The organism is Streptomyces sp. NBC_00029 (assembly GCF_045160505.1).
Lineage (GTDB): Bacteria > Actinomycetota > Actinomycetes > Streptomycetales > Streptomycetaceae > Streptomyces.
This window is the reverse complement of the sequence record NZ_CP108292.1, coordinates 2,843,770-2,862,539: the sequence shown is the minus strand read 5'-3', so window position 1 is coordinate 2,862,539 and position 18,770 is coordinate 2,843,770. Positions and strand designations below refer to the sequence as shown.

Below are 18,770 nucleotides of genomic sequence, written 5' to 3'. Positions count from 1 at the left end.
CATGCATGGGAATGACGGTCCTCTACATCGCGTTCGGTTTCGTCGCGCTGTGGCTGCTTGCCGAGGTCCTGATGCAGTACAAGGCCCGGCTCCGCTGGCGCCTGCTCGCCTTCGCCGGCTTCCTCGGCGTGGTCGCCGGGGTGATCCTGCCGTCGGTGCCGGTCATCGGTGCCGGCGCGCTGGCGTTCGCCGTGGGCCAGACCCTGGTGACGCTCTCCTTCCGCAAGGGCTTCGTCGCCGGCTGGGCGCTGCGCCGTGGCGGGGAGCCCGTACGGCAGACGGGACGCCGCCGGGCCGGTGGCGCGCCGAAGCAGGAGCCGGCGCTCCAGGTCACCGCGCTGGAGTACGAGGACGGTGACGGGGCCGCGCAGGAGCGCCCGCTCCGGGACCGGGCCGAAGAGGTCTACAGCCCGGAGCCGGTGCCGGAGGACATCGGGTCCTACGGGATACAGAGTTTCGCGTCGGCCCCCGAGGCCGACCGGACGGCGGCCTTCGCCTCGCCGTTCACCACCGCCGAGCAGGACGCCCACCAGTACGCGGCGTACTACGACCAGTCGAACCAGGGCGGCTACGACTACTCGGGCGGCTACGGGACGGGCGACCAGCAGCAGGTCTACGCCGCCTACTCGGACCCGTACATCGGCACCGGCGGTGGCGTCGCCCCGCCCCAGCAGTACGACTACACCCCGTACGCCGACTACGGGCAGCAGCAGTACTCCACGGACACCCCGCCCGGCGGGGTCTGGGTCCCGCAGCAGCGGTCCACCGACGGGGCCGGCCAGGCCTACCCGATGGAGGACCAGGGCGAGCAGCCGCAGCAGTACCCGTACCCCCAGCAGGGCGGGTACGAGCAGTACCGCTACTGACGGCCTCCGCCGCCGGTCACTGGGAGCCGCGGAAGTCCGCGCCCTCCACGATCAGTCCGGCCACCAGGGCCCCGGTCATCCCGGCGTGCGGCAGCCCGCCGCCGGGGTGGGCCCAGCCGCCCGCCAGGTACAGCCCGGGCACGGCCGTGGAGTTGGCCGGATGGAGCAGCCGGCCCCCGGCCCCCGCGAGGGCGGGCGGGGGCACCGCGCCGCCGAGCGCACCCGTCGCCGCCCCGATGTCGGCCGGGGTGCGCACCTCGTGCCACAACAACCGCTCCCGCAGGCCCTGTACGGCCTTCTCCGCGAGGTTCAGCAGCTCCGCGGGCTCCGAGGTCCCGGGCCCGTGCACGGCGCTCACGGTGACCGCCTCGTGCTCCCCGTCGGGCCGGGTGGCCGGATCGTCCGGGCGCAGGACGGTGACCTGCGCCCCCGGGGAGTGGACCAGGGTCCGGTGCACCGCCGCGGCGGGGCGTGCGCCGCGCAGCGCCAGCAGGAGCGTGAGCCGGGAGGGTACGCCGTCCCCGCGGGCGGGAACCGCCTCCGGCGGCCACGGCAGCGAACCGGCCGGCAGCTGCCGCGGGTCGATCGCGCACACGACGGAGTCGGCGGCCGCCTCGCTGCCGTCGGCCAGCAGCACACCGGCCGCCCGGCCGCCCTGCACCAGGACCTCCCGGACCTCCGCCCCGAAGACGAAGGCGACCTTGCGCTCCAGGCAGCGCTCGTACACGGCGGTGGCCAGGGCCCGCATCCCGCCGCGCACGTACCAGCTGCCGAAGGTCTGCTCCATGTACGGGAGCACGGCCGCCGAGGCGGGTGCGGTGGCGGGGTCGATCCCGTACCCGCGCACCACGCCGGTCAGCACGTCGGCGAGGGTGCCGCCCAGCTCCCGGTCGGCCATCTCGGCGAGGGTGGGCGGGCGGCGGCGCAGCAGGCCGCTCCTGCGCAGGGCCGGATACGGGTCGCCGCCGAGGGTCTGCCGGGCGCCGGGCCGCAGCGGTTCCTCCAGGAGCGGGCGCCGGGTGGCGTCCCAGGCGTCGCGGGCGCGTCCCAGGACGGCGTTCCAGCGCTCGCCCGCGCCCGGGCCGAAGGCGGATTCCAGGGCGGCGGCGACACCGCCGTGCGAGGCCCCGGGGAGGGTGACGTCGATTCCGTGGTGGGGGAGCACGTGCCGGACGGCCGGGTCCACCTGGACCATGTCGACGCACGTCTCCAGCGGCCGCTTGCCGGTCTTCACGAACAGGTCGCGGTAGACGGCCGGCAGGTGCAGCAGTCCGGGGCCGGTGTCGAAGGCGAAGCCGTCGCGCTCGTACCGGCCCACGGCTCCGCCGTAGGTCGTCCCGCGTTCGTACACCGTCACCAGGTGCCCCGCCACGGCCAGCCGGGCCGCCGTCGCCATCGCGCCCATGCCGGCGCCGATCACCGCAATTCGTGCCATGCGGCCGAGCCTATCGACCCAGGTGGTGGCCCTGTGGTCAGTGGGGTGGGGCCCCGGTGGTCTCGCGCGCCTCGGCGGCCAGCCGCTTCTCCTCGCGGCGCTGGGCGCGGCGGCGGAGGAAGCGGCGGATCCGGCTCCAGAGGAAGATCAGTATCGCGAGTCCGACGGCCAGCAGCACGGCCGCGATGATCGCCGCGGCCTCCGGGTTGAACATCGCGAAGGTGACGAGACCGGCCACGCCGAGGTCCTCGGCGATGCTCATCCCCACGTTCGTGAACGGCTCGGGCGACGTATTGATCGCCATTCGGGTGCCGGCCTTGACGAAATGGCTGGCCAGAGCCGTGGAGCCGCCGACCGCGGCGGCGGTGATGTCGGAGAGCGAGCCACTCTGCCCGGCCAGCAGCGCACCGATCACGGCACCGGCCACCGGGCGGATCACCGTGTGGACGGTGTCCCATATCGAGTCCATGTACGGGACCTTGTCGGCGATCGCCTCGCACAGGAACAGCACGGCCGCGACGGCCAGCACGTCCGTGCGTTGCAGCGACGCGGGGACCTCTTCGGTCAGGCCGGTACGGCCGAAGATGCCGAGCAGGAGGACCACGGCGTAAGCGTTGATCCCACTGGCCCAGCCGCTGGTGAAGACCAGGGGGAGCACACTCATCGGATCATCATGCCGTACGGGAACGCAGAAAAGTGAGGGGACGGCCGCACGGCGGTCATCCCCTCACCCACGTCGTCCGGGGCTAGTGCCCCTGCTCGTCACGGCGGCGCTGCCACCGTTCCTCGATACGGGTCATCATCGACCGACGCTGCCGGCTGCGGCCGTGGGCCGAACCGCCAGTACTACCGGAGACGGGCTGCTCGCCAGGCTTGGGTGCCTTGCGCCAACCGGTGACCACCAGGACCGTACATCCCAGCATGACGAGGAACCCCACCACGCTGATCCAGAGCACGTTCGGAATGATCACACCGGTCATGAGGAGCGCGATACCCACCACAATGCCTGCGACTGCCTGGTAGACCCGTCGCCGGGTGTACGTACGCAGTCCGCTTCCCTCAAGCGCTGTCGCGAACTTGGGATCTTCGGCGTACAGCGCTCGCTCCATCTGCTCGAGCATTCGCTGCTCGTGCTCCGAGAGCGGCACGGGAGTCCTCCTCATCCGTCGGTCGCGGGGGTAGCGACCAGGGGTCCCCTTCAGGATAGGCGGGGAATCGCCCCCGTGACACCCGCCCTCTGCGCCACGTTCCAAAAACACACGGCGCAGAAAAGACGCAGCCGGTGAAAGCGCTGCGCGAAAACCGTACCGCCGAGGGGGCGGTCACTGAGGCCCTTATTCCCCAATGGTCCACCCGCCATGCCGGTCACTGCACCTGATCATACGTGGCCGACCGTCGGAACGGAGGGCCTGTGGCCGACTCCGGGCGCGGAAGGTCGCAGTTCAGGCCTGCTTCTCGCCCAGGACGTGCAGCTGAGTGGCTACCGCGTGGAAGGCGGGCAGCTCGGCCGCGGCCTCCTCCAGACGCAGCAGCGCCTCCACCGCGCCGGGCTCGGTGTCCACCAGGACCCCGGGCACGAGGTCGGCGAAGATCCGCACGCCGTGCACCGCGCCCACCGCGAGGCCGGCGCCGCCGACCAGCTCGGAGAGCTGCTCGGCGGTGAAGCGGCGCGGTACCGGGTCGCCGGAGCCCCAGCGGCCGGCCGGGTCGGTGAGGGCGGTCCGGGCCTCGGTGAAGTGCCCCGCGAGCGCGCGGGCGAGCACGGCCCCGCCGAGGCCGGCGGCCAGCAGGCTGAGCGTGCCGCCGGCGCGCAGCGCGGCCACCGTGTTGGCCACGCCCTCGGCCGGGTCGTCCACGTACTCCAGCACGCCGTGGCAGAGCACCACGTCGTACGCGTCCTGCTCGACGACGTCCAACAGGCCCTGGGCGTCGCCCTGGACGCCGCGCACCAGATCGGCGACACCGGCCTCGGCCACCCGGCGCTCCAGCCCGAACAGGGCGTTCGGGCTGGGGTCGACGACGGTGACCCGGTGGCCCAGACGGGCCACCGGGACGGCGAACTTACCGGTGCCGCCGCCGGTGTCGAGCACGTCCAGCACATCCCGCCCGGTCGCCTTCACCCGGCGGTCGAGTGCCTCCTTGAGGACCTCCCACACCACGGCGGTGCGGAGGGAGGCACGGGGGCGGGAAGTGTCCGACACGGCTGATGGCTCCTCGGCGCGGTAAAGGTGAGCGGTCTGCGCCCACCCTATTGCCTTCCGCGGCCGGGCAGCTCATCCCGCGTCCGGATGCTCCGGACGTGGTTGCGGCAGGCTCTGCGACGGCTGCTGGGGCGCCGTCCGGACGGTGAGCATCCGCTCGACCAGGCGAAGGAACATCGAGGCCGCGCGGACCAGATCGTCCGCGTCCCGGCCACTGGCCGCGTCCGCTATCCCCGCCTCGGCCCTGGCCCGGCGGGCGGCGCCGGAGGCGAAGAGCGCGCTCCACTCGGTCAGCTCCGGCGCTATCTCCGGCAGCAACTCCCACGCGCTGCGGATCCGGGGCCGCCGCCGCGGGTTCACCGGTTCGGGCCGGCCGCGCGCGGCCAGCACGGCCGCGGCGGTGCGCAGTGCGGCGAGGTGGGCGGTGGCGTAGCGCTCGTTGGGGCGGGTCAGCCGGGCGGCCTCGGCCAGGCCGCTGTGGGCCTTGGCGAGCAGGTCGAGGGCGGCCGGAGGGGCCGTCGACTTCCGTAGGACGGGGTGGACAGGGGACGGGGACGGTGTGGCCATGACGAACCTCCTGTCGATGCGTTGCCCCCATCGTGACGGTCACCACTGACAATCGCGTTGACCTGCGGATTTACGCCCACGAACCGGGCAACTCCCCCCTCCTGCACACCAGGTGCGCAGAAGGATGCTAGTTTTTGAACTGACCGGTCAGTTCAAAAAGAAGGGGGACGGCGTGGACAGCCCGCACGGCGCGGCCGTCAAGGCCGAGGACTTCGGACTCAAGGGACCGCGCGGCTGGGCCTTCCGGGGAGTCGGCATCGACGCGGAGCCCGGCTCGCTCATCGCGGTCGAAGGCCCCTCCGGCAGCGGTCGGACCTGCCTGCTCCTCGCCCTCACCGGACGGATGAAGCCGACTGCGGGGCACGCCGAGGTCGGCGGCCACCGGCTGCCGAAGAAGATGGCGGCGGTCCGCCGCCTCGCGGCCCTCGGCCCCGTCTCCGGGGTCAACGACCTCGACCAGGCCCTCACCGTCGCGGAACAGCTGCGCGAGGGCGCTCTGCTCCAGCGCCACTACGGCGCTCCGGTCCGCGCGATGCTCCGGCCCCGGGCCGAGCGCCGCGCCGCCGCCGAGGCGCGGATCGCCTCCGCCCTGGCGGCCGCCGGACTGGACCTCGCCACGCTGCCGAAGGCCGGGCGGACCTCCGTACGGGACCTGGAACGGCTGGAGTCCGTACGCCTCTCCGTCGCCATCGCGCTGCTGGGCTCCCCGGGGCTGCTGGCACTCGACGACCTCGACCTCAAGCTGTCGGACAGCGAACGCGCCGAGGCCTGGGCCCTGCTCCGCTCGGTCGCCGCCCGCGGGATCACCGTCCTCGCGGTGTGCAGCGAGGCACCCGCCGACGCGGTCGTCCTGCGGACCTGTCCCAAGGACCCGGACGAGGCGCAGGGCCAGGACGCGCCCGCCGTCGCGGAGGGCGACGCCGACGCCGGGAGCGGCACGAAGAACGACACGAAGAACGACTCCGAGAACGACGACACGAAGGGGGCGGACGATGCGCTCGCCGAAGCTGGCCGCGCTTGAGCTGAAGCGGTTCGGGCGGGGGAAGCTGCCCCGGGCCGCTCTCGTCGCGCTGCTCCTGCTGCCGCTGCTCTACGGAGCCCTGTACCTGTGGTCCTTCTGGGACCCGTACAGCCGCCTCGACAAGGTGCCCGTCGCCATCGTCAACGCCGACAAGGGCGCGACCGTCGGCGGGGAGAGCTTCGACGCCGGCGCCGAGATCGCCAAGAAGCTGCATGACAGCAAGAAGTCCTTCGAGTGGCACGACGTGAGCGCGAAGGAGGCGGCCGAGGGTCTGGAGAACGGTACGTACTACCTGACCCTGACCATGCCCGCCGACTTCAGCGCGAAGATCGCCTCCAGCTCGGGCGACGACCCCACCACCGGGGCCCTCCAGGTCCGTACGAACGACGCCAACAACTACATCGTCGGCTCGATCTCGCGCACCGTCTTCGCCGAGGTCCGCTCGGCGGCGTCCACCAATGCCTCCCGCAAGTTCCTCGACAGGATCTTCGTCAACTTCTCCGACCTGCACGACAAGACCTCCGAGGCGGCCGACGGCGCCGACAAGCTCAAGGACGGCGCGGGCAAGGCCCAGGAAGGCGCCAAGGAGCTCGCCGACGGCCTCGACACGGCGCAGGAGAAGTCCGGCGAACTCAACAGCGGTCTGCGGAAGCTGAACACGGCGGCCGGCAAGCTGGAGACCGGCTCCAAGGACGTCGCGGACGGTACCCAGGCGCTGGCCGACAAGGTCAACGGGGCCGCGGACAAGGCCCGTCCCTTCGTCAAGGACCCCAAGAACCTGGCGGACACCGCCGAACTCGTCGCCGACAGCGCCAAGGTGGTCAACAACCACCTCGGCACCTTCGCGGAGAAGGCCCCGGCCGCCGCGGCCGCCGCGAAGAAGGCCGCGACCGGGGCGGACGCCTACTACACCAAGCACTGCGTGACCCCCGGCGGCGAACCGCACCTGGCCTCCTGCCCCGACCTGAAGAAGGTCAGGGACAGCGCGGCCGAGGCCGCCGAGCTCAGCGGGGACGTCAACGCCCTGGTCAAGAACGCGAACGGGGACGTCGCCAAGCTCCGCACCCAGCTCACCGACCTGGAGAAGAAGGCCCGCGAGCTCGTCGTCAAGGCTCCCCAGCTCGCGGGCGACCTCGACGCGGCCGTCGCCAAGGTCAACGCCCTCAACAGCGGAGCCCACAAGGTCTCCACCGGCATGGCCCAGCTGCACACCGGCCTCGGCACCGCCACCACCGGCTCCGGTGCCCTCTCCGACGGCGTCGGCAAGCTCGGCGACGGCGCCCACCGCCTCGACGGCGGCATGTACAAGCTCGTCGACGGCACCGGCGAACTCGCCGGCGGCCTGCACGACGGCGCCGGCAAGATCCCCGACTACGACCAGCAGCAGCGCGACGAGCGCACCGAGGCCATGGCCGACCCGGTCCAGCTCGCCAACCAGTCCCTGCACAAGGCGCCCAACTACGGCACCGGCTTCGCCCCCTACTTCATCCCGCTCTCCCTCTGGGTCGGCGCGATGGTTGCCTACATGCTGATCGCCCCGATGAACCGGCGGGCCCTGGCCGCCGGCGCCTCGCCCTGGCGGGTCGCCCTCGCAGGCTGGCTGCCCGTGGCGGGCCTCGGCACGGCGCAGGTGGTCCTGCTGATGTCCGTACTCCACTGGGCGCCCGGCCTCGGCCTGAAGATGGCCCACCCGGCCCTCACCATCGGCTTCCTGATACTGGTCACCGGCTGCTTCGCGGCGATCGTCCAGTGGCTCAACGCCAAGTTCGGCGCCGCCGGCCGCATCCTGGTGCTCGCCGTCCTGATGCTCCAGCTGACCTCGGCGGGCGGCACGTATCCCGTCCAGACCAGTCCGGACTTCTTCAACTGGATCCACCCGTACCTGCCGATGTCGTACATCGTCGAGAGCCTGCGCCGCCTCATCACCGGCGGCGGCCTCGGCCCGGTCTGGCAGGGGAGCGCGGTCCTGCTCGCCTTCACCGTCGGTGCCCTCGCCCTCACCGCGCTCGCAGCCCGCGGCAAGCAGGTGTGGACCATGGACCGACTGCACCCCGAACTGAGCCTGTAGGGACGTGTTGACCTGTGACAATCAGCGCCATGGAAAGCAGCAGCACCGGTACGGGTACCGGCGGGGGCCGTCGTGCGGCCACCCGGCAGAAGCTCTACGAAGCGGCCGTGACCCTCATCGCCGAGAAGGGGTTCTCCGCGACCACGGTCGATGAGATCGCCGAGCGGGCGGGCGTCGCCAAGGGCACCGTCTACTACAACTTCGCGAGCAAGAACGACCTCTTCGAAGAGCTGCTGCGGCACGGCGTCGGCCTGCTGACGGCCTCGCTGAGGACGGCGGCCGAGGAGACGGAGGCCCGCGGCGGCAGCCGCGTTGAGGCGCTCGACGCGATGATCCGCGCCGGGCTCGTCTTCATCGACCGCTACCCCGCCTTCACCCAGCTGTACGTCGCCGAGCTGTGGCGCACCAACCGGGCCTGGCAGTCCACGCTGATGGTGGTCCGGCAGGAGGCCGTGGCCGTCGTGGAGAAGGTGCTGCGCGAGGGCGTCGAGCGCGGTGAGCTGAGCGCCGAGATCGATGTGCCGCTGACGGCCGCCGCGATGGTCGGGATGGTGCTGGTGGCCGCTCTGGACTGGCAGTCCTTCCAGAGCGAACGGTCCCTGGACGACGTGCACTCGGCGCTGTCGCTGCTCCTGCGGGGCCGGGTCAGCGGCAACCGCTGAGTCCCGGCGGCCCGGCACCACCCCCCAGTCGGCGGTGCCGTGCGGGCGCGCCGCCCCGTAGAACTGGTGGGGCCTGCCGCGACGGCTGAGTATCCGTACCTAGGCGCGGAAATGAGTACGTGCGCGGATGGGCTCCCACCTGGGCGGACGCCAGACTGGGAGCAACGGACAGGAGGCCCGGTCCGCACCGCCGACACGGGGCTGCGGAGCGGACCGGGTACCTCCTGCCGTGACCGGGACGGGGGAACGACGGGGGATCGGCGACCCGGTGAAGCGGTACGCGAAACGGCGGGGCTCGGGGGGATCGAGCCTCGCCGTTTCGCGTCCGCGGGTTCGGCGGGTGCCGCGGTCGTCCGCTCCGCCGCAGCCGGGGCTCCGCCCCGGACCCCGCGCCTCGAACGCCGACTGGCTGGAGGAGCGGGGCGGGGGCGTGACTCAGCCGCGGTTGCGGAGGGGGAGGCGCAGGCGCAGGGCCGTCGCCCGGGCCGAGACCGCCCCCGACGCCGTCGCCCAGCGGGCGGCCAGGGCCCAGGAGATACGGGCCGCCGAGCGCGGCAGAAGCAGGGCGCGCAGTCGCGGCAGCCGGTCCACAGCCGCCAGCAGGCCGGTACGGGCCAGCAGTACGTCGTCCGCCAGTTCCGGGTACGAGACCTCCGCGCCCGGGGGCGCGTACAGGGCACGTTCCACCGCACCGGCGACCCGGTGCACGGCCGCCGCGGGCTCCGGCTCCAGGCGGCCGAGCTCCACGATCCGGCTCGCCGCCCGGCGCGGGGACAGCGCCTCGTCCGGGACCACGCCCACGTCCCAGGCCGTGTCGCCCAGTTCCCGCCAGGCCGTCAGGACCTCCCGGGTCGCCAGGCGCCGGGCCCGCAGCCGGGTCCGCCACAGCAGCGGGAGCAGGGGCAGGCCCAGTACCGCCACGGCCAGCGCCACCCAGCCGAGGATCGCCGCCACCGACGGCCCGTCGTCGTGGGGACCGTTCTGCGCGGGCGCAGCGGCACCGCACTCACCGAGCTTCTTCAGCGCCGGCGGGCACTCGGGGGTCGCCGTCGGCCCCGTCGACGGCTGGGCCGCACCCTGCGAGGGCAGCGGAGCCGGCGCCGACGGCTGGGCGGCCGGGGCCTGCGGCCGCGAGTACTCCGGGATGTTGATGCCGGCGCGGGGCGTCGGCTCGAAGCGGGTCCAGCCCACGCCCTGGAAATACAGCTCGGGCCAGGCGTGCGCGTCGCGCATCGACACGGTCACGCTGCCGTCCGACTGCTTCTCACCGGGGGTGAAGCCCACCGCGACCCGGGCCGGAATGCCCAGGGAACGGGACATCGCCGCCATCGAGAAGGCGAAGTGGACGCAGAAGCCCTCCTTGTCGGCGAGGAACCGGGCGACCGCCTGCGGACCCGTGCCCGAGGCCGTCTTCGTGTTGTAGCGGAACCCGCCGTTCACGGCGAAGTAGTCCTGAAGCTTCACGGCCCGCGAGTAGTCGTCCTTCGCGCCCTGCGTCACCTGGCGGGCCGTTTCGGCGACCACCGGCGGCAGGTTGTCCGGGAACTTCGTGTACTCCTCCCGGACCGCGGGGTCGGGCACCCCGGCCTTCTGCAGCTGCTGGGCCGTCGGCTTCAGCAGCAGGCTGCGGACCGTGTACTCCGCGCCCTGGACGTTCTGGAACTTGTCCCTGCCCAGCTGGTCGCCGACCAGGGTCCGGCCGGCCGGCTCGAACCGCCACTTTCCGCCGATGGCCACCGATGTCGCCGGGTACGGCATGGGCAGGTAGCGCTGGGTGTAGTTGTCCGCCGCGACGATGCTGGTGCTGACCTCCGCCGCGGTGCCGCGGACCTGGGAGCCGAGGCCCGGCGGTTCCGGCAGCTGCTCCGGCACGTCGACCAGGGCCCGCCCGGAGGCCTCCCACTTGACGCCGTTGAACTCGTCCAGCGCCAGGATCCGCAGGTACTGCTCGCCCTGCTGCGGATTGTTCGTCCGGTAGCGCAGGATCACGCGGTTGTCCTGCGCGTTCAGGTTGCTCTGCAGGGAGACCAGCGGGTTGACCGCCGTGATCGTCCCGCCCGGCCCGCTGCCGCTCTCGTCACCGTCCTGCGTGCCGCCCAGCAGCCCGCCGCCGAGCGAGGGCAGTACGGCCGGCACCGCCAGCGCGAGGCCCAGGGCCACCACGCCGATCCGTCGGCCGAACTTCACGGGAGCCGTCGCCTGACCGCCCGTCGCGCCGGCGAGACCGGAGTCGGCGGCGCCCCGGCGGGGGGCCGCGCCGAAGACCCGGCCCCACTGGGCGAGCCGGTCCCGGCCCTCGGACAGCAGCAGCATCAGGTAGCCGCAGCCCGCCAGCAGGAAGGCGATCCAGGAGGCGTCGCCGCCGCCCGACAGGCCGGCGGCCACCGAGTACAGCGCGAGCAGCGGCAGCCCGGCCGCGGCGGCCGTGCGTACGGTCACCGCCAGCAGGTCCACCAGCAGTCCGATGAGCAGTACGCCGGAGACGAGCAGCAGCTTGATGCCGTCCGTCAGCGGAGCCGGGATCGCGAACTCGCCCACGTCCCGGACGCCCTGACCGAACAGTGCGCCGAAGTCCGTGACCAGGTAGGCCAGCGGCCCGTCGCCCTGGGACTCGCCCTTGCCGGCGTAGAGGAACGCGAGCAGCAGCAGCGACACCAGTACCTGCGCGGCCACCGTCAGCGTCCGGGCCAGCGGCACCCGCCGGGCAGCGGCGCCCACGGCGCTCTGCGCGATCAGCAGCAGCCCCGCCTGCAGCAGCCAGGCCTGCGAGTCCACCAGCGGGCTCAGCGACCACGAGGTGAGCAGCGTCGCCAGTGCCGCGAACAGCGTCAGTTTTGCGCGCCCGCTCATTCCCGACCTCCGGAGGTTCCCGTACCTGCGCGAGCGCTCCCGGCCCGGCGCCACAGCTCGCCGAAGGGCACTCCGGGCGGGGCGGCCAGTGCCGTCCAGCCCGCGTCGCGCAGCCTGCGCAGCCGTTCCTCCAGCGGGGGCACGGCATGGCCGGGGGCGGGCTGTCCGCCCCAGCTCGCGGAGTCCAGTACGAAGGCCACCGCGCCCGAGGCGCGCTGGCGCATCCTGGCCGCCAGTTCTGTCTGTACGTCGTCCAGGTCGCCGAAGAAGGCGATGAGGAGCCCGTCGCCGCCGCCTCCGCCGAAGCCGTCGGCGCCGCCGCCGCGCACCGCGTCGTAGGCGCGGGAGAGCCCGGCGCCGTCGGAGTGCCCGATGACCGCGAGGGTGTCCATCATCAGCCCGGCGGCCTCCGCGGACTCCTGCCCGCCGGAGGAGAAGCCGCCACCGCCCTCACCGGGCACCGAGTTGCCGGTGTCGGTGAGCAGCCGTGCGGAGAAGCCCTGCTCCAGGACGTGCAGGAGGCTGGAGGCGGCTGCCGAGACGGCCCACTCGAAGGCGGAGTCGGGGCCGGCGCCGTCGAAGCCCAGGCGCCGGGTGTCCAGCAGGACGGTGGCGCGGCTGCGCTGCGGCTGTTCCTCGCGGCGGACCATCAGCTCGCCGTAGCGGGCGGTGGAGCGCCAGTGCACGCGGCGCAGGTCGTCGCCGCGCCGGTAGCCGCGCGGGATCACGTCGTCGTCGCCGGCCAGGGCCAGGGAGCGGCGGCTGCCGTCGCCGTAGCCGTTGGACTCGCCGGCCAGGCGGACCGGCGGCAGGGGCTCGGTGCGCGGGATGACGGTGAGGGTGTCGTAGGTGCTGAAGGAGCGCGTCAGCTCGACCAGCCCGAAGGGGTCGGAGAGGCGCAGCTGGAGCGGTCCGAGCGGGTAGCGGCCGCGCAGGTCGGAGCGGACGCGGTAGGACACCTCGCGGCGTCCGCCGGGCTCGACCCGGTCCAGTACGAAGCGCGGGCGCGGGCCCAGGACGTAGGGCACCCGGTCCTGGAGCATCAGCAGACCGGTGGGCAGCCGGGAGACGTTGTCCATGCGCAGCTGTACGCGGGCCTCGGCGCCCGCGGGGACCCGCGCCGGGCTGAGCCGGCGGCTGCCGGAGACCCGGTAGCGGGTCCGGTGCAGGGCGTAGACGCAGATCAGCGGCAGGAGGGCGAGCAGGATGCCGACCCGCAGCAGTTCGCCCTGGCCCAGGACGTACGCGCACGCCGCGGCGGCTATCCCGGCGGCCAGGAAGGAGCGGCCGCGGGTGGTCAGCCCGGACAGCGATGCGCGCAGTCCGCCGCCGTCCCCCGGGCCACCGGCGCCGCGCGGGGCACCGGTGCTCATCAGAAGCCCCGGATGCCCGCGCCGGGCGGCATCTCGCCGCGGGCGTGCGCGGCCGGGACGGGGGTGCGCTGCAGGATCTCGGCGACGACCTGCTCGGCGCTGCGGCGGTTCAGCTGGGCCTGCGCGGTGGGCAGCAGCCGGTGCGCGAGGACCGGGGCGGCCAGGGCCTGGACGTCGTCGGGCAGGACGTAGTCCCGGCCGGCCAGCGCGGCGGAGGCCTTCACGGCGCGCAGCAGGTGCAGGGTGGCCCGGGGGGAGGCGCCGAGCCGCAGGTCGGGGTGGCTGCGGGTGGCGGAGACCAGGTCCACGACGTAGCGCCGGACGGGCGCGGCCACGTACACCTCGCGGACCGCCTCGATGAGCTTGACGATCTCGTGGGAGTGCGCGACGGACGTCAGGTCGTCGAGCGGGGAGACCCCGCCGTGCACGTCGAGCATCTGGAGCTCGGCCTCGGGGCTGGGGTAGCCGACGGAGACCCGGGCCATGAAGCGGTCGCGCTGGGCCTCGGGCAGCGGGTACGTGCCCTCCATCTCCACCGGGTTCTGGGTGGCGACGACCATGAAGGGGCTGGGCAGCGTGTACGTGGTGCCGTCGATGGTGACCTGGCGCTCCTCCATCGACTCCAGTAGCGCGGACTGGGTCTTCGGCGAGGCGCGGTTGATCTCGTCACCGATGACGATCTGCGCGAAGATCGCGCCCGGCTTGAACTCGAACTCGCGGCGCTGCTGGTCGTAGATGCTGACACCGGTGATGTCGGAGGGCAGCAGGTCCGGGGTGAACTGGATGCGCTGCACCGAGCAGTCGATGGACTTGGCGAGCGTCTTGGCGAGCATCGTCTTGCCGACGCCGGGCACGTCCTCGATCAGCAGGTGCCCCTCGGCGAGCAGAACCGTCAGCGCGAGGCGGACGACCTCGGGCTTGCCCTCGATCACGCTCTCGACCGACTGGCGCACCCGCTCCGCCGTGCTGGTCAGATCCGCGAGGCTCGCTCGGTCGTCGTACGTCGTCACCTGGTTCTCCTCGGCCCATTTCCAGGGCCGACGCTCTTGGCGCATGAACCGGCCCACCCCGAAACACGGACACCGTCCCGGGGGATCCCGGGTGGTGCCACCCCGCATTCTTGACGGCGTTAAGGCCTTGTGTCACTCAAGAGCTGGGATCGATCTCCCGCAGGAGCCCGGTGTGCACATCGAAGACGAAGCCTCGCACATCGTCCTTGTGGGGCAGGAAGGGGTTGGTGCGAACCCGCTGCATGGACTGGCGAACGTCCTGGTCCACGTCCCGGAAGGCTTCGACGGCCCAGGCGGGACGCTGGCCGACCTCGTCCTCCAGCTCGTGCCGGAAGTCCTCGGTCAGGTTCTCCAGACCGCAGCCGGTGTGGTGGATGAGTATCACCGTGCGGGTGCCCAGTGCCCGCTGGCTGATGGTGAGGGAGCGGATGGTGTCGTCGGTGACCACACCGCCCGCGTTGCGGATCGTGTGGCAGTCACCGAGTTCGAGGCCGAGGGCCTTGTGCAGGTCGAGGCGGGCGTCCATGCAGGCCACGACGGCCACCTGCAGAACGGGCCGGGCGTCCATGCCGGGATCGGAGAACTGCGCGGCGTAACGCTTATTCGCCTCGACCAGTCGGTCGGTGACGGATCCGCCGGCGGATGCCTCGGACGCGGACTCGGCAGGCAGGGATGCGGAAGTCGTCATGGGTACGACGTTAATGGTCACCGCTGGTTGAGGCCTCGCGTGAGAGCGGACAAAGAACGTCAACAAGGCTTGTTGTGAGCTAACCCACAGGGGTGGGGGAGAGGCGGCCGTCCGGGTGATTCGCGGCATTTGCCGGTTCGCTCCGAGAGCTGCGCACGGCGCGCGGGGCGGTTCGTTGACCGCGGCGACCGTTGCACTAAAGTGACGCGAACCGGCCGGAGCCCGGCCCTGACCGGCCGCCCGGCCCCCGATGAACACTCCGCGTGCGCGGCGCGTACGTACGGCCCGGCCCTCTCCCGCTCACCGGCCGGCCGGCGCCATCTTCCCCGGCGCCGGCCGCGGATGCGGGGACCCGGTGGTGCGTACGCCTGCCGCGCCGTTATCTGAGAGGGCGCTTTGACTAGCGAGTCCCGACATGTCCCGGTGATGCTCCAGCGGTGCCTGGACCTGTTGGCCCCGGCGCTGGAGAGGCCCGGGGCCGTCGTCGTCGACTGCACCCTCGGCCTCGGCGGCCACAGTGAGGCCCTGCTGACCCGGTTCCCCGAGGCGCACCTGATCGGCCTCGACCGCGACAAGGAGGCCCTGCGGCTCTCCGGCGAGCGGCTCGCGCCCTTCGGCGACCGGGCCACCCTCGTCCACGCGATCTACGCCGACCTCGCCGAGGTCCTGGACGGGCTGCGCATCCCGGCGGTCCAGGGCATCCTCTTCGACCTGGGCGTCTCCTCCATGCAGCTGGACGAGGCCGACCGCGGGTTCGCGTACGCCCAGGACGCGCCGCTGGACATGCGCATGGACCAGACGACGGGCATCAGCGCCGCCGAGGTCCTCAACAGCTACGCGCCGGGCGAGCTCGTCCGGATCCTGCGCCAGTACGGCGAGGAGAAGCAGGCCAAGCGGATCGTGTCCGCGATCGTCCGGGAGCGGGAGAAGGAGCCCTTCGCCAACAGCGCCCGGCTGGTCGAGCTGATCCGCGACTCCCTGCCGCAGGCCGCCAAGCGGACCGGCGGAAACCCGGCGAAGCGAACCTTCCAGGCGCTGCGGATCGAGGTCAACGGGGAGCTCTCGGGCCTGGAGCGGGCCATTCCGGCGGCGGTGGACCGGATCGCGGTCGGCGGCCGCATCGCGGTGCTCTCGTACCACTCGCTGGAGGACCGCCTGGTCAAGCAGGTCTTCGCGGCCGGCGCGACGTCCACGGCCCCGCCCGGCCTGCCGGTGGTCCCGGAGAAGTACCAGCCCAAGCTGAAACTGCTCACGCGCGGAGCCGAACTGCCGACCGAGGAGGAGATCGCCGAGAACCGGCGGGCCGCCCCGGCGAGATTCCGCGGGGTCGAACGCATCCGGGAGGCGCGGCTGTGACCAAGGCCGGGAAGGTCGCCACGCTGACCCGCGGGCAGGCGGCCCGCCTCGGCCGGGCGCTCGGCGGCCGCCCGGCCCGCCCGCGTTCCGGGGGGCAGGCGGCCCGGATGCCGTTCGTCCTGCTGGTCGTGGCCCTGCTCGGCGGCGGCCTGATCAGCCTGCTGCTGCTGAACTCGGCACTCAACGAAGGCTCCTTCCAGCTGTCCAAGCTGAAGAAGGAGACCACCGCCCTCACCGACGAGGAGCAGGCGCTGCAGCGGGACGTGGACGCCCATTCGGCCCCCGACGCGCTCCAGCGCCGTGCGCACGAGCTGGGCCTGGTGCCCGGCGGCAGCCCGGTCTTCATGGGCCCGGACGGCAAGATCTCCGGCAGCGCCGCACCGGCCGAGGCCCCGCCGTCGCCGACCCCGAGCCCGACCGCCCCGGCCGCTCCGCCGGCCGGCCCCGCGGGCGCACCCGCTGCGTCGGCCCCGGCTCCGGGCCAGCCGGCGCCCTCCGCCGCGCCCCCCGCGGCCAGTGGTTCCCCGCAGCCCGACCAGACCCCCGGAAGGTGACGCCGTGATCCACCGTTCCCATCCAGCCCCTCCGGCGTTCGAGGTGCGGGGTCCGGGGCGGAGCCCCGCCGCCCCGGCGGTGGCCGCGTGAGCCCGCAGGAACCGCCCCGGCGGCGGGTGCCCGGTCCGGCCAGAGGAGCAGCCCGGCCCGGCGACCGGGCCAGGGCGGGCGCCCGCCCGGCCTCGCGCCCGGCGACCCGCAGGCCGACGGGCCCCCGCACCCCGCACACGATCCGGCTCGGCAGCCCGCGGCCCCGGCTGCGCCTGGTCGGCGTCGGCCTGACCCTCGTCATGCTGGCCTTCGTGGTCCGCCTGCTCCAGGTGCAGGCCGTCGACGCCTCGGCGTTCTCCGCCGAGGCCTCCAAGAACCGCTACACCAGCGTCAAGCTGGCGGCCGAGCGCGGTGAGATCACGGACCGCAGGGGCGTGGCACTCGCCACCAGCGTCGATGCGTACGACATCACCGCCGACCCGAAGATGTTCACCCCGCAGGACAGCAAGGCTCCGGACGCCCCCCAGCAGGCCGCGGCCCTCCTCGCGCCCATCCTCGGCAAGGACGCCAAGGAGCTCGCCCAGCGGCTGAGCACCAAGAACTCCCGGTACGTCGTCCTCGCCCAGCGCCAGACCCCGCAGGTCTGGAACCAGATCAAGGACCTCAAGCGGGTCTTCGCGGAGAAGGCGCAGGCCGACAAGCGGGGCAACGGCCCCGGCGCCAACGTCCTCGCCGGCGTGTTCAAGGAGACCAGCAGCAAGCGCGTGTACCCGAACGGCGACCTCGCCGCCGGGATACTGGGTTACGTCAACGCCGAGGGCAAGGGCGGCGGCGGTCTGGAGTCCTCCCTCGACAAGAAGCTGTCCGGCAAGGACGGCGAGATCACCTACGCCCAGTCCGGCGGCCGCCAGGTCCCCACGGCCGGCTCCGACGGCAAGCCCGCCGTCCCCGGCGACGACATCGAGCTGACCATCGACCGGGACATCCAGTGGGCGGCGCAGAGCGCCATCGCCGAGCAGGTCCAGAAGTCCGAGGCAGACCGCGGCTACGTCATCGTCCAGGACACCGGCACCGGCGAGATCCTGGCCATGGCCAACGCCCCCGGCTTCGATCCCAACGACCTGACCCGGGCCAGCTCCGCAGCCATGGGCAACGCCGCGCTCCAGGACGTGTACGAGCCCGGCTCCACCGCCAAGGTGATGTCGATGGCCGCCGTGCTCGAGGAGAAGAAGGCCACCCCGGAGACCCGGGTCGAGGTCCCCAACCGACTGCACCGCGGCGACCGGCTGTTCAAGGACGACATCGACCACCCGACCTGGTACCTGACCCTCAACGGGGTCCTCGCCAAGTCCTCCAACATCGGCACCATCCTGGCCACCGGCCAGCTCGGACCCACCCAGCCCGAGGCCAACAAGGTCCTGCACTCCTACCTGACCAAGTTCGGCATCGGCCGGCCCACCGGCCTGAACTACCCCGGCGAGTCCCGCGGCATCCTCGCCGATCCCCAGGACTGGTCGACCTCGCAGCAGTACACGATCCCCTTCGGCCAGGGACTCTCCCTCAACGCCATGCAGGCGGCCTCCGTGTACTCGACCATCGCCAACGGCGGGGTGCGCATCGAGCCGACGCTGGTGCGCCGCACCAAGGGACCCGACGGCCGCTTCACCCCGGCCCCGGCCCCCGAGCGGACCCGCGTGGTCAGCGCGGAGACCGCCAAGACCCTCGCCGCGATGCTCGAATCCGTGGTCGACGACCAGGAGGGCACCGGTACCAAGGCCCGTATCCCCGGCTACCGGGTCGGCGGCAAGACCGGCACCTCCAACCGGGTGGATCCGGCCACCGGCCGCTACAAGGGCTACACCGCCTCGTTCGCCGGATTCGCACCTGCGGACAACCCGCGCATCACCGTCTACTGCGCCATCCAGAACCCCACGAAGGGCAGCTACTTCGGCGGCCAGATCTGCGGCCCCATCTACAAGAAGGTCATGGAGTTCGCGCTCAAGACCCTCCAGGTGGCCCCCACGGGAACCGCACCCGCCGGGCTTCCCGTCACTTATGACGCCGCTCCTCAGCCCGCCCCGCAGCCCAGTCCGCAGCCCGGTCAGTGACCCACAGCCCGGCCGGCCC

General features: G+C 72.8%; 16 protein-coding genes. 7 read left to right on the top strand and 9 right to left on the bottom strand.

The features are described 5' to 3' along the window. The first annotated feature begins 5 nt into the window (after positions 1–5). Complete coding sequence (locus OG753_RS13705) at positions 6–866, top strand: hypothetical protein (RefSeq protein ID WP_405788595.1); 861 nt, start codon at positions 6–8, stop codon at positions 864–866. 16 nt (positions 867–882) lie between these two features. On the opposite strand, the gene OG753_RS13700 is transcribed toward OG753_RS13705, so the two are convergent. From OG753_RS13700 to OG753_RS13680, 5 genes are all read right to left on the bottom strand, one after another. Continuing rightward, complete coding sequence (locus tag OG753_RS13700; RefSeq protein WP_405788593.1) at positions 883–2,301, bottom strand: phytoene desaturase family protein; 1,419 nt, start codon at positions 2,299–2,301, stop codon at positions 883–885. Positions 2,302–2,338: 37 nt separating this feature from the next. Beyond that, positions 2,339–2,965: a DUF4126 domain-containing protein gene (locus tag OG753_RS13695; protein WP_383200914.1), complete on the bottom strand. Its 627-nt coding sequence runs from the start codon at positions 2,963–2,965 to the stop codon at positions 2,339–2,341. An 82-nt stretch (positions 2,966–3,047) separates the two neighbouring features. Then, on the bottom strand, positions 3,048–3,449 hold the full coding sequence (locus OG753_RS13690) for a DUF3040 domain-containing protein (RefSeq protein WP_189963543.1): 402 nt from the start codon (positions 3,447–3,449) through the stop codon (positions 3,048–3,050). Between the two features lie 294 nt (positions 3,450–3,743). Next, complete coding sequence (locus OG753_RS13685) at positions 3,744–4,502, bottom strand: methyltransferase (protein WP_189736241.1); 759 nt, start codon at positions 4,500–4,502, stop codon at positions 3,744–3,746. Between the two features lie 72 nt (positions 4,503–4,574). After that, positions 4,575–5,069 (bottom strand): SAV_6107 family HEPN domain-containing protein, encoded by a 495-nt coding sequence (locus OG753_RS13680; RefSeq protein ID WP_405788592.1) that lies wholly within the window; start codon positions 5,067–5,069, stop codon positions 4,575–4,577. A 172-nt stretch (positions 5,070–5,241) separates the two neighbouring features. Here OG753_RS13680 and OG753_RS13675 point away from each other — a divergent pair, with 172 nt between their 5' ends. Genes OG753_RS13675 through OG753_RS13665 form a run of 3 tightly spaced genes read left to right on the top strand, consistent with a single transcriptional unit; the run spans position 5,242 to position 8,820 of the window. Then, the gene (locus OG753_RS13675) at positions 5,242–6,090 is read left to right on the top strand and encodes an ATP-binding cassette domain-containing protein (protein WP_327262070.1); all 849 of its coding nucleotides are present in this window, start codon (positions 5,242–5,244) and stop codon (positions 6,088–6,090) included. Continuing rightward, a complete protein-coding gene (locus OG753_RS13670; protein WP_405788591.1) occupies positions 6,062–8,158 on the top strand; it encodes a YhgE/Pip family protein in 2,097 nt (698 codons plus the stop codon). The genes OG753_RS13675 and OG753_RS13670 overlap by 29 nt, the downstream gene beginning before the upstream one ends. A gap of 29 nt (positions 8,159–8,187) precedes the next feature. Then, the gene (locus OG753_RS13665) at positions 8,188–8,820 is read left to right on the top strand and encodes a TetR/AcrR family transcriptional regulator (RefSeq protein WP_327262068.1); all 633 of its coding nucleotides are present in this window, start codon (positions 8,188–8,190) and stop codon (positions 8,818–8,820) included. 435 nt (positions 8,821–9,255) lie between these two features. On the opposite strand, the gene OG753_RS13660 is transcribed toward OG753_RS13665, so the two are convergent. From OG753_RS13660 to OG753_RS13645, 4 genes are all read right to left on the bottom strand, one after another. Beyond that, on the bottom strand, positions 9,256–11,670 hold the full coding sequence (locus tag OG753_RS13660; protein ID WP_405788588.1) for a transglutaminaseTgpA domain-containing protein: 2,415 nt from the start codon (positions 11,668–11,670) through the stop codon (positions 9,256–9,258). Continuing rightward, a complete protein-coding gene (locus OG753_RS13655; RefSeq protein ID WP_405788587.1) occupies positions 11,667–13,043 on the bottom strand; it encodes a DUF58 domain-containing protein in 1,377 nt (458 codons plus the stop codon). The genes OG753_RS13660 and OG753_RS13655 overlap by 4 nt, the downstream gene beginning before the upstream one ends. Further along, entirely contained in the window at positions 13,043–14,053 is a 1,011-nt protein-coding gene (locus OG753_RS13650; RefSeq protein WP_327262065.1) for a MoxR family ATPase, read from the bottom strand. Before OG753_RS13650 ends, OG753_RS13655 begins: the two co-directional genes overlap by 1 nt. A 136-nt stretch (positions 14,054–14,189) precedes the next feature. After that, entirely contained in the window at positions 14,190–14,804 is a 615-nt protein-coding gene (locus OG753_RS13645) for a carbonic anhydrase (protein WP_327262064.1), read from the bottom strand. A 363-nt stretch (positions 14,805–15,167) separates the two neighbouring features. On the opposite strand from OG753_RS13645, the gene rsmH reads away from it, so the two are divergent. From rsmH to OG753_RS13630, 3 genes are all read left to right on the top strand, one after another. Continuing rightward, positions 15,168–16,097, top strand: coding sequence for a 16S rRNA (cytosine(1402)-N(4))-methyltransferase RsmH (gene rsmH / locus OG753_RS13640; protein WP_329102898.1), 930 nt, complete (start codon positions 15,168–15,170; stop codon positions 16,095–16,097). Continuing rightward, positions 16,094–16,651 carry a hypothetical protein gene (locus OG753_RS13635; RefSeq protein WP_383197805.1) on the top strand — a complete coding sequence of 186 codons (558 nt, stop codon included), beginning with the start codon at positions 16,094–16,096 and terminating at the stop codon, positions 16,649–16,651. The genes rsmH and OG753_RS13635 overlap by 4 nt, the downstream gene beginning before the upstream one ends. A gap of 87 nt (positions 16,652–16,738) precedes the next feature. Next, complete coding sequence (locus tag OG753_RS13630; protein WP_327262062.1) at positions 16,739–18,751, top strand: penicillin-binding protein 2; 2,013 nt, start codon at positions 16,739–16,741, stop codon at positions 18,749–18,751. The last annotated feature ends 19 nt before the right edge of the window (positions 18,752–18,770 follow it).

Bases quoted from the DNA above. Each gene is read 5' to 3' on its own strand.
- OG753_RS13705 (WP_405788595.1), top strand. From the start codon at position 6: ATGGGAATGACGGTCCTCTACATCGCGTTCGGTTTCGTCGCGCTGTGG.
- OG753_RS13700 (WP_405788593.1), bottom strand. From the start codon at position 2,301: ATGGCACGAATTGCGGTGATCGGCGCCGGCATGGGCGCGATGGCGACG.
- OG753_RS13695 (WP_383200914.1), bottom strand. From the start codon at position 2,965: ATGAGTGTGCTCCCCCTGGTCTTCACCAGCGGCTGGGCCAGTGGGATC.
- OG753_RS13680 (WP_405788592.1), bottom strand. From the start codon at position 5,069: ATGGCCACACCGTCCCCGTCCCCTGTCCACCCCGTCCTACGGAAGTCG.
- OG753_RS13670 (WP_405788591.1), top strand. From the start codon at position 6,062: ATGCGCTCGCCGAAGCTGGCCGCGCTTGAGCTGAAGCGGTTCGGGCGG.
- OG753_RS13665 (WP_327262068.1), top strand. From the start codon at position 8,188: ATGGAAAGCAGCAGCACCGGTACGGGTACCGGCGGGGGCCGTCGTGCG.
- OG753_RS13660 (WP_405788588.1), bottom strand. From the start codon at position 11,670: ATGAGCGGGCGCGCAAAACTGACGCTGTTCGCGGCACTGGCGACGCTG.
- OG753_RS13655 (WP_405788587.1), bottom strand. From the start codon at position 13,043: ATGAGCACCGGTGCCCCGCGCGGCGCCGGTGGCCCGGGGGACGGCGGC.
- rsmH (WP_329102898.1), top strand. From the start codon at position 15,168: ATGCTCCAGCGGTGCCTGGACCTGTTGGCCCCGGCGCTGGAGAGGCCC.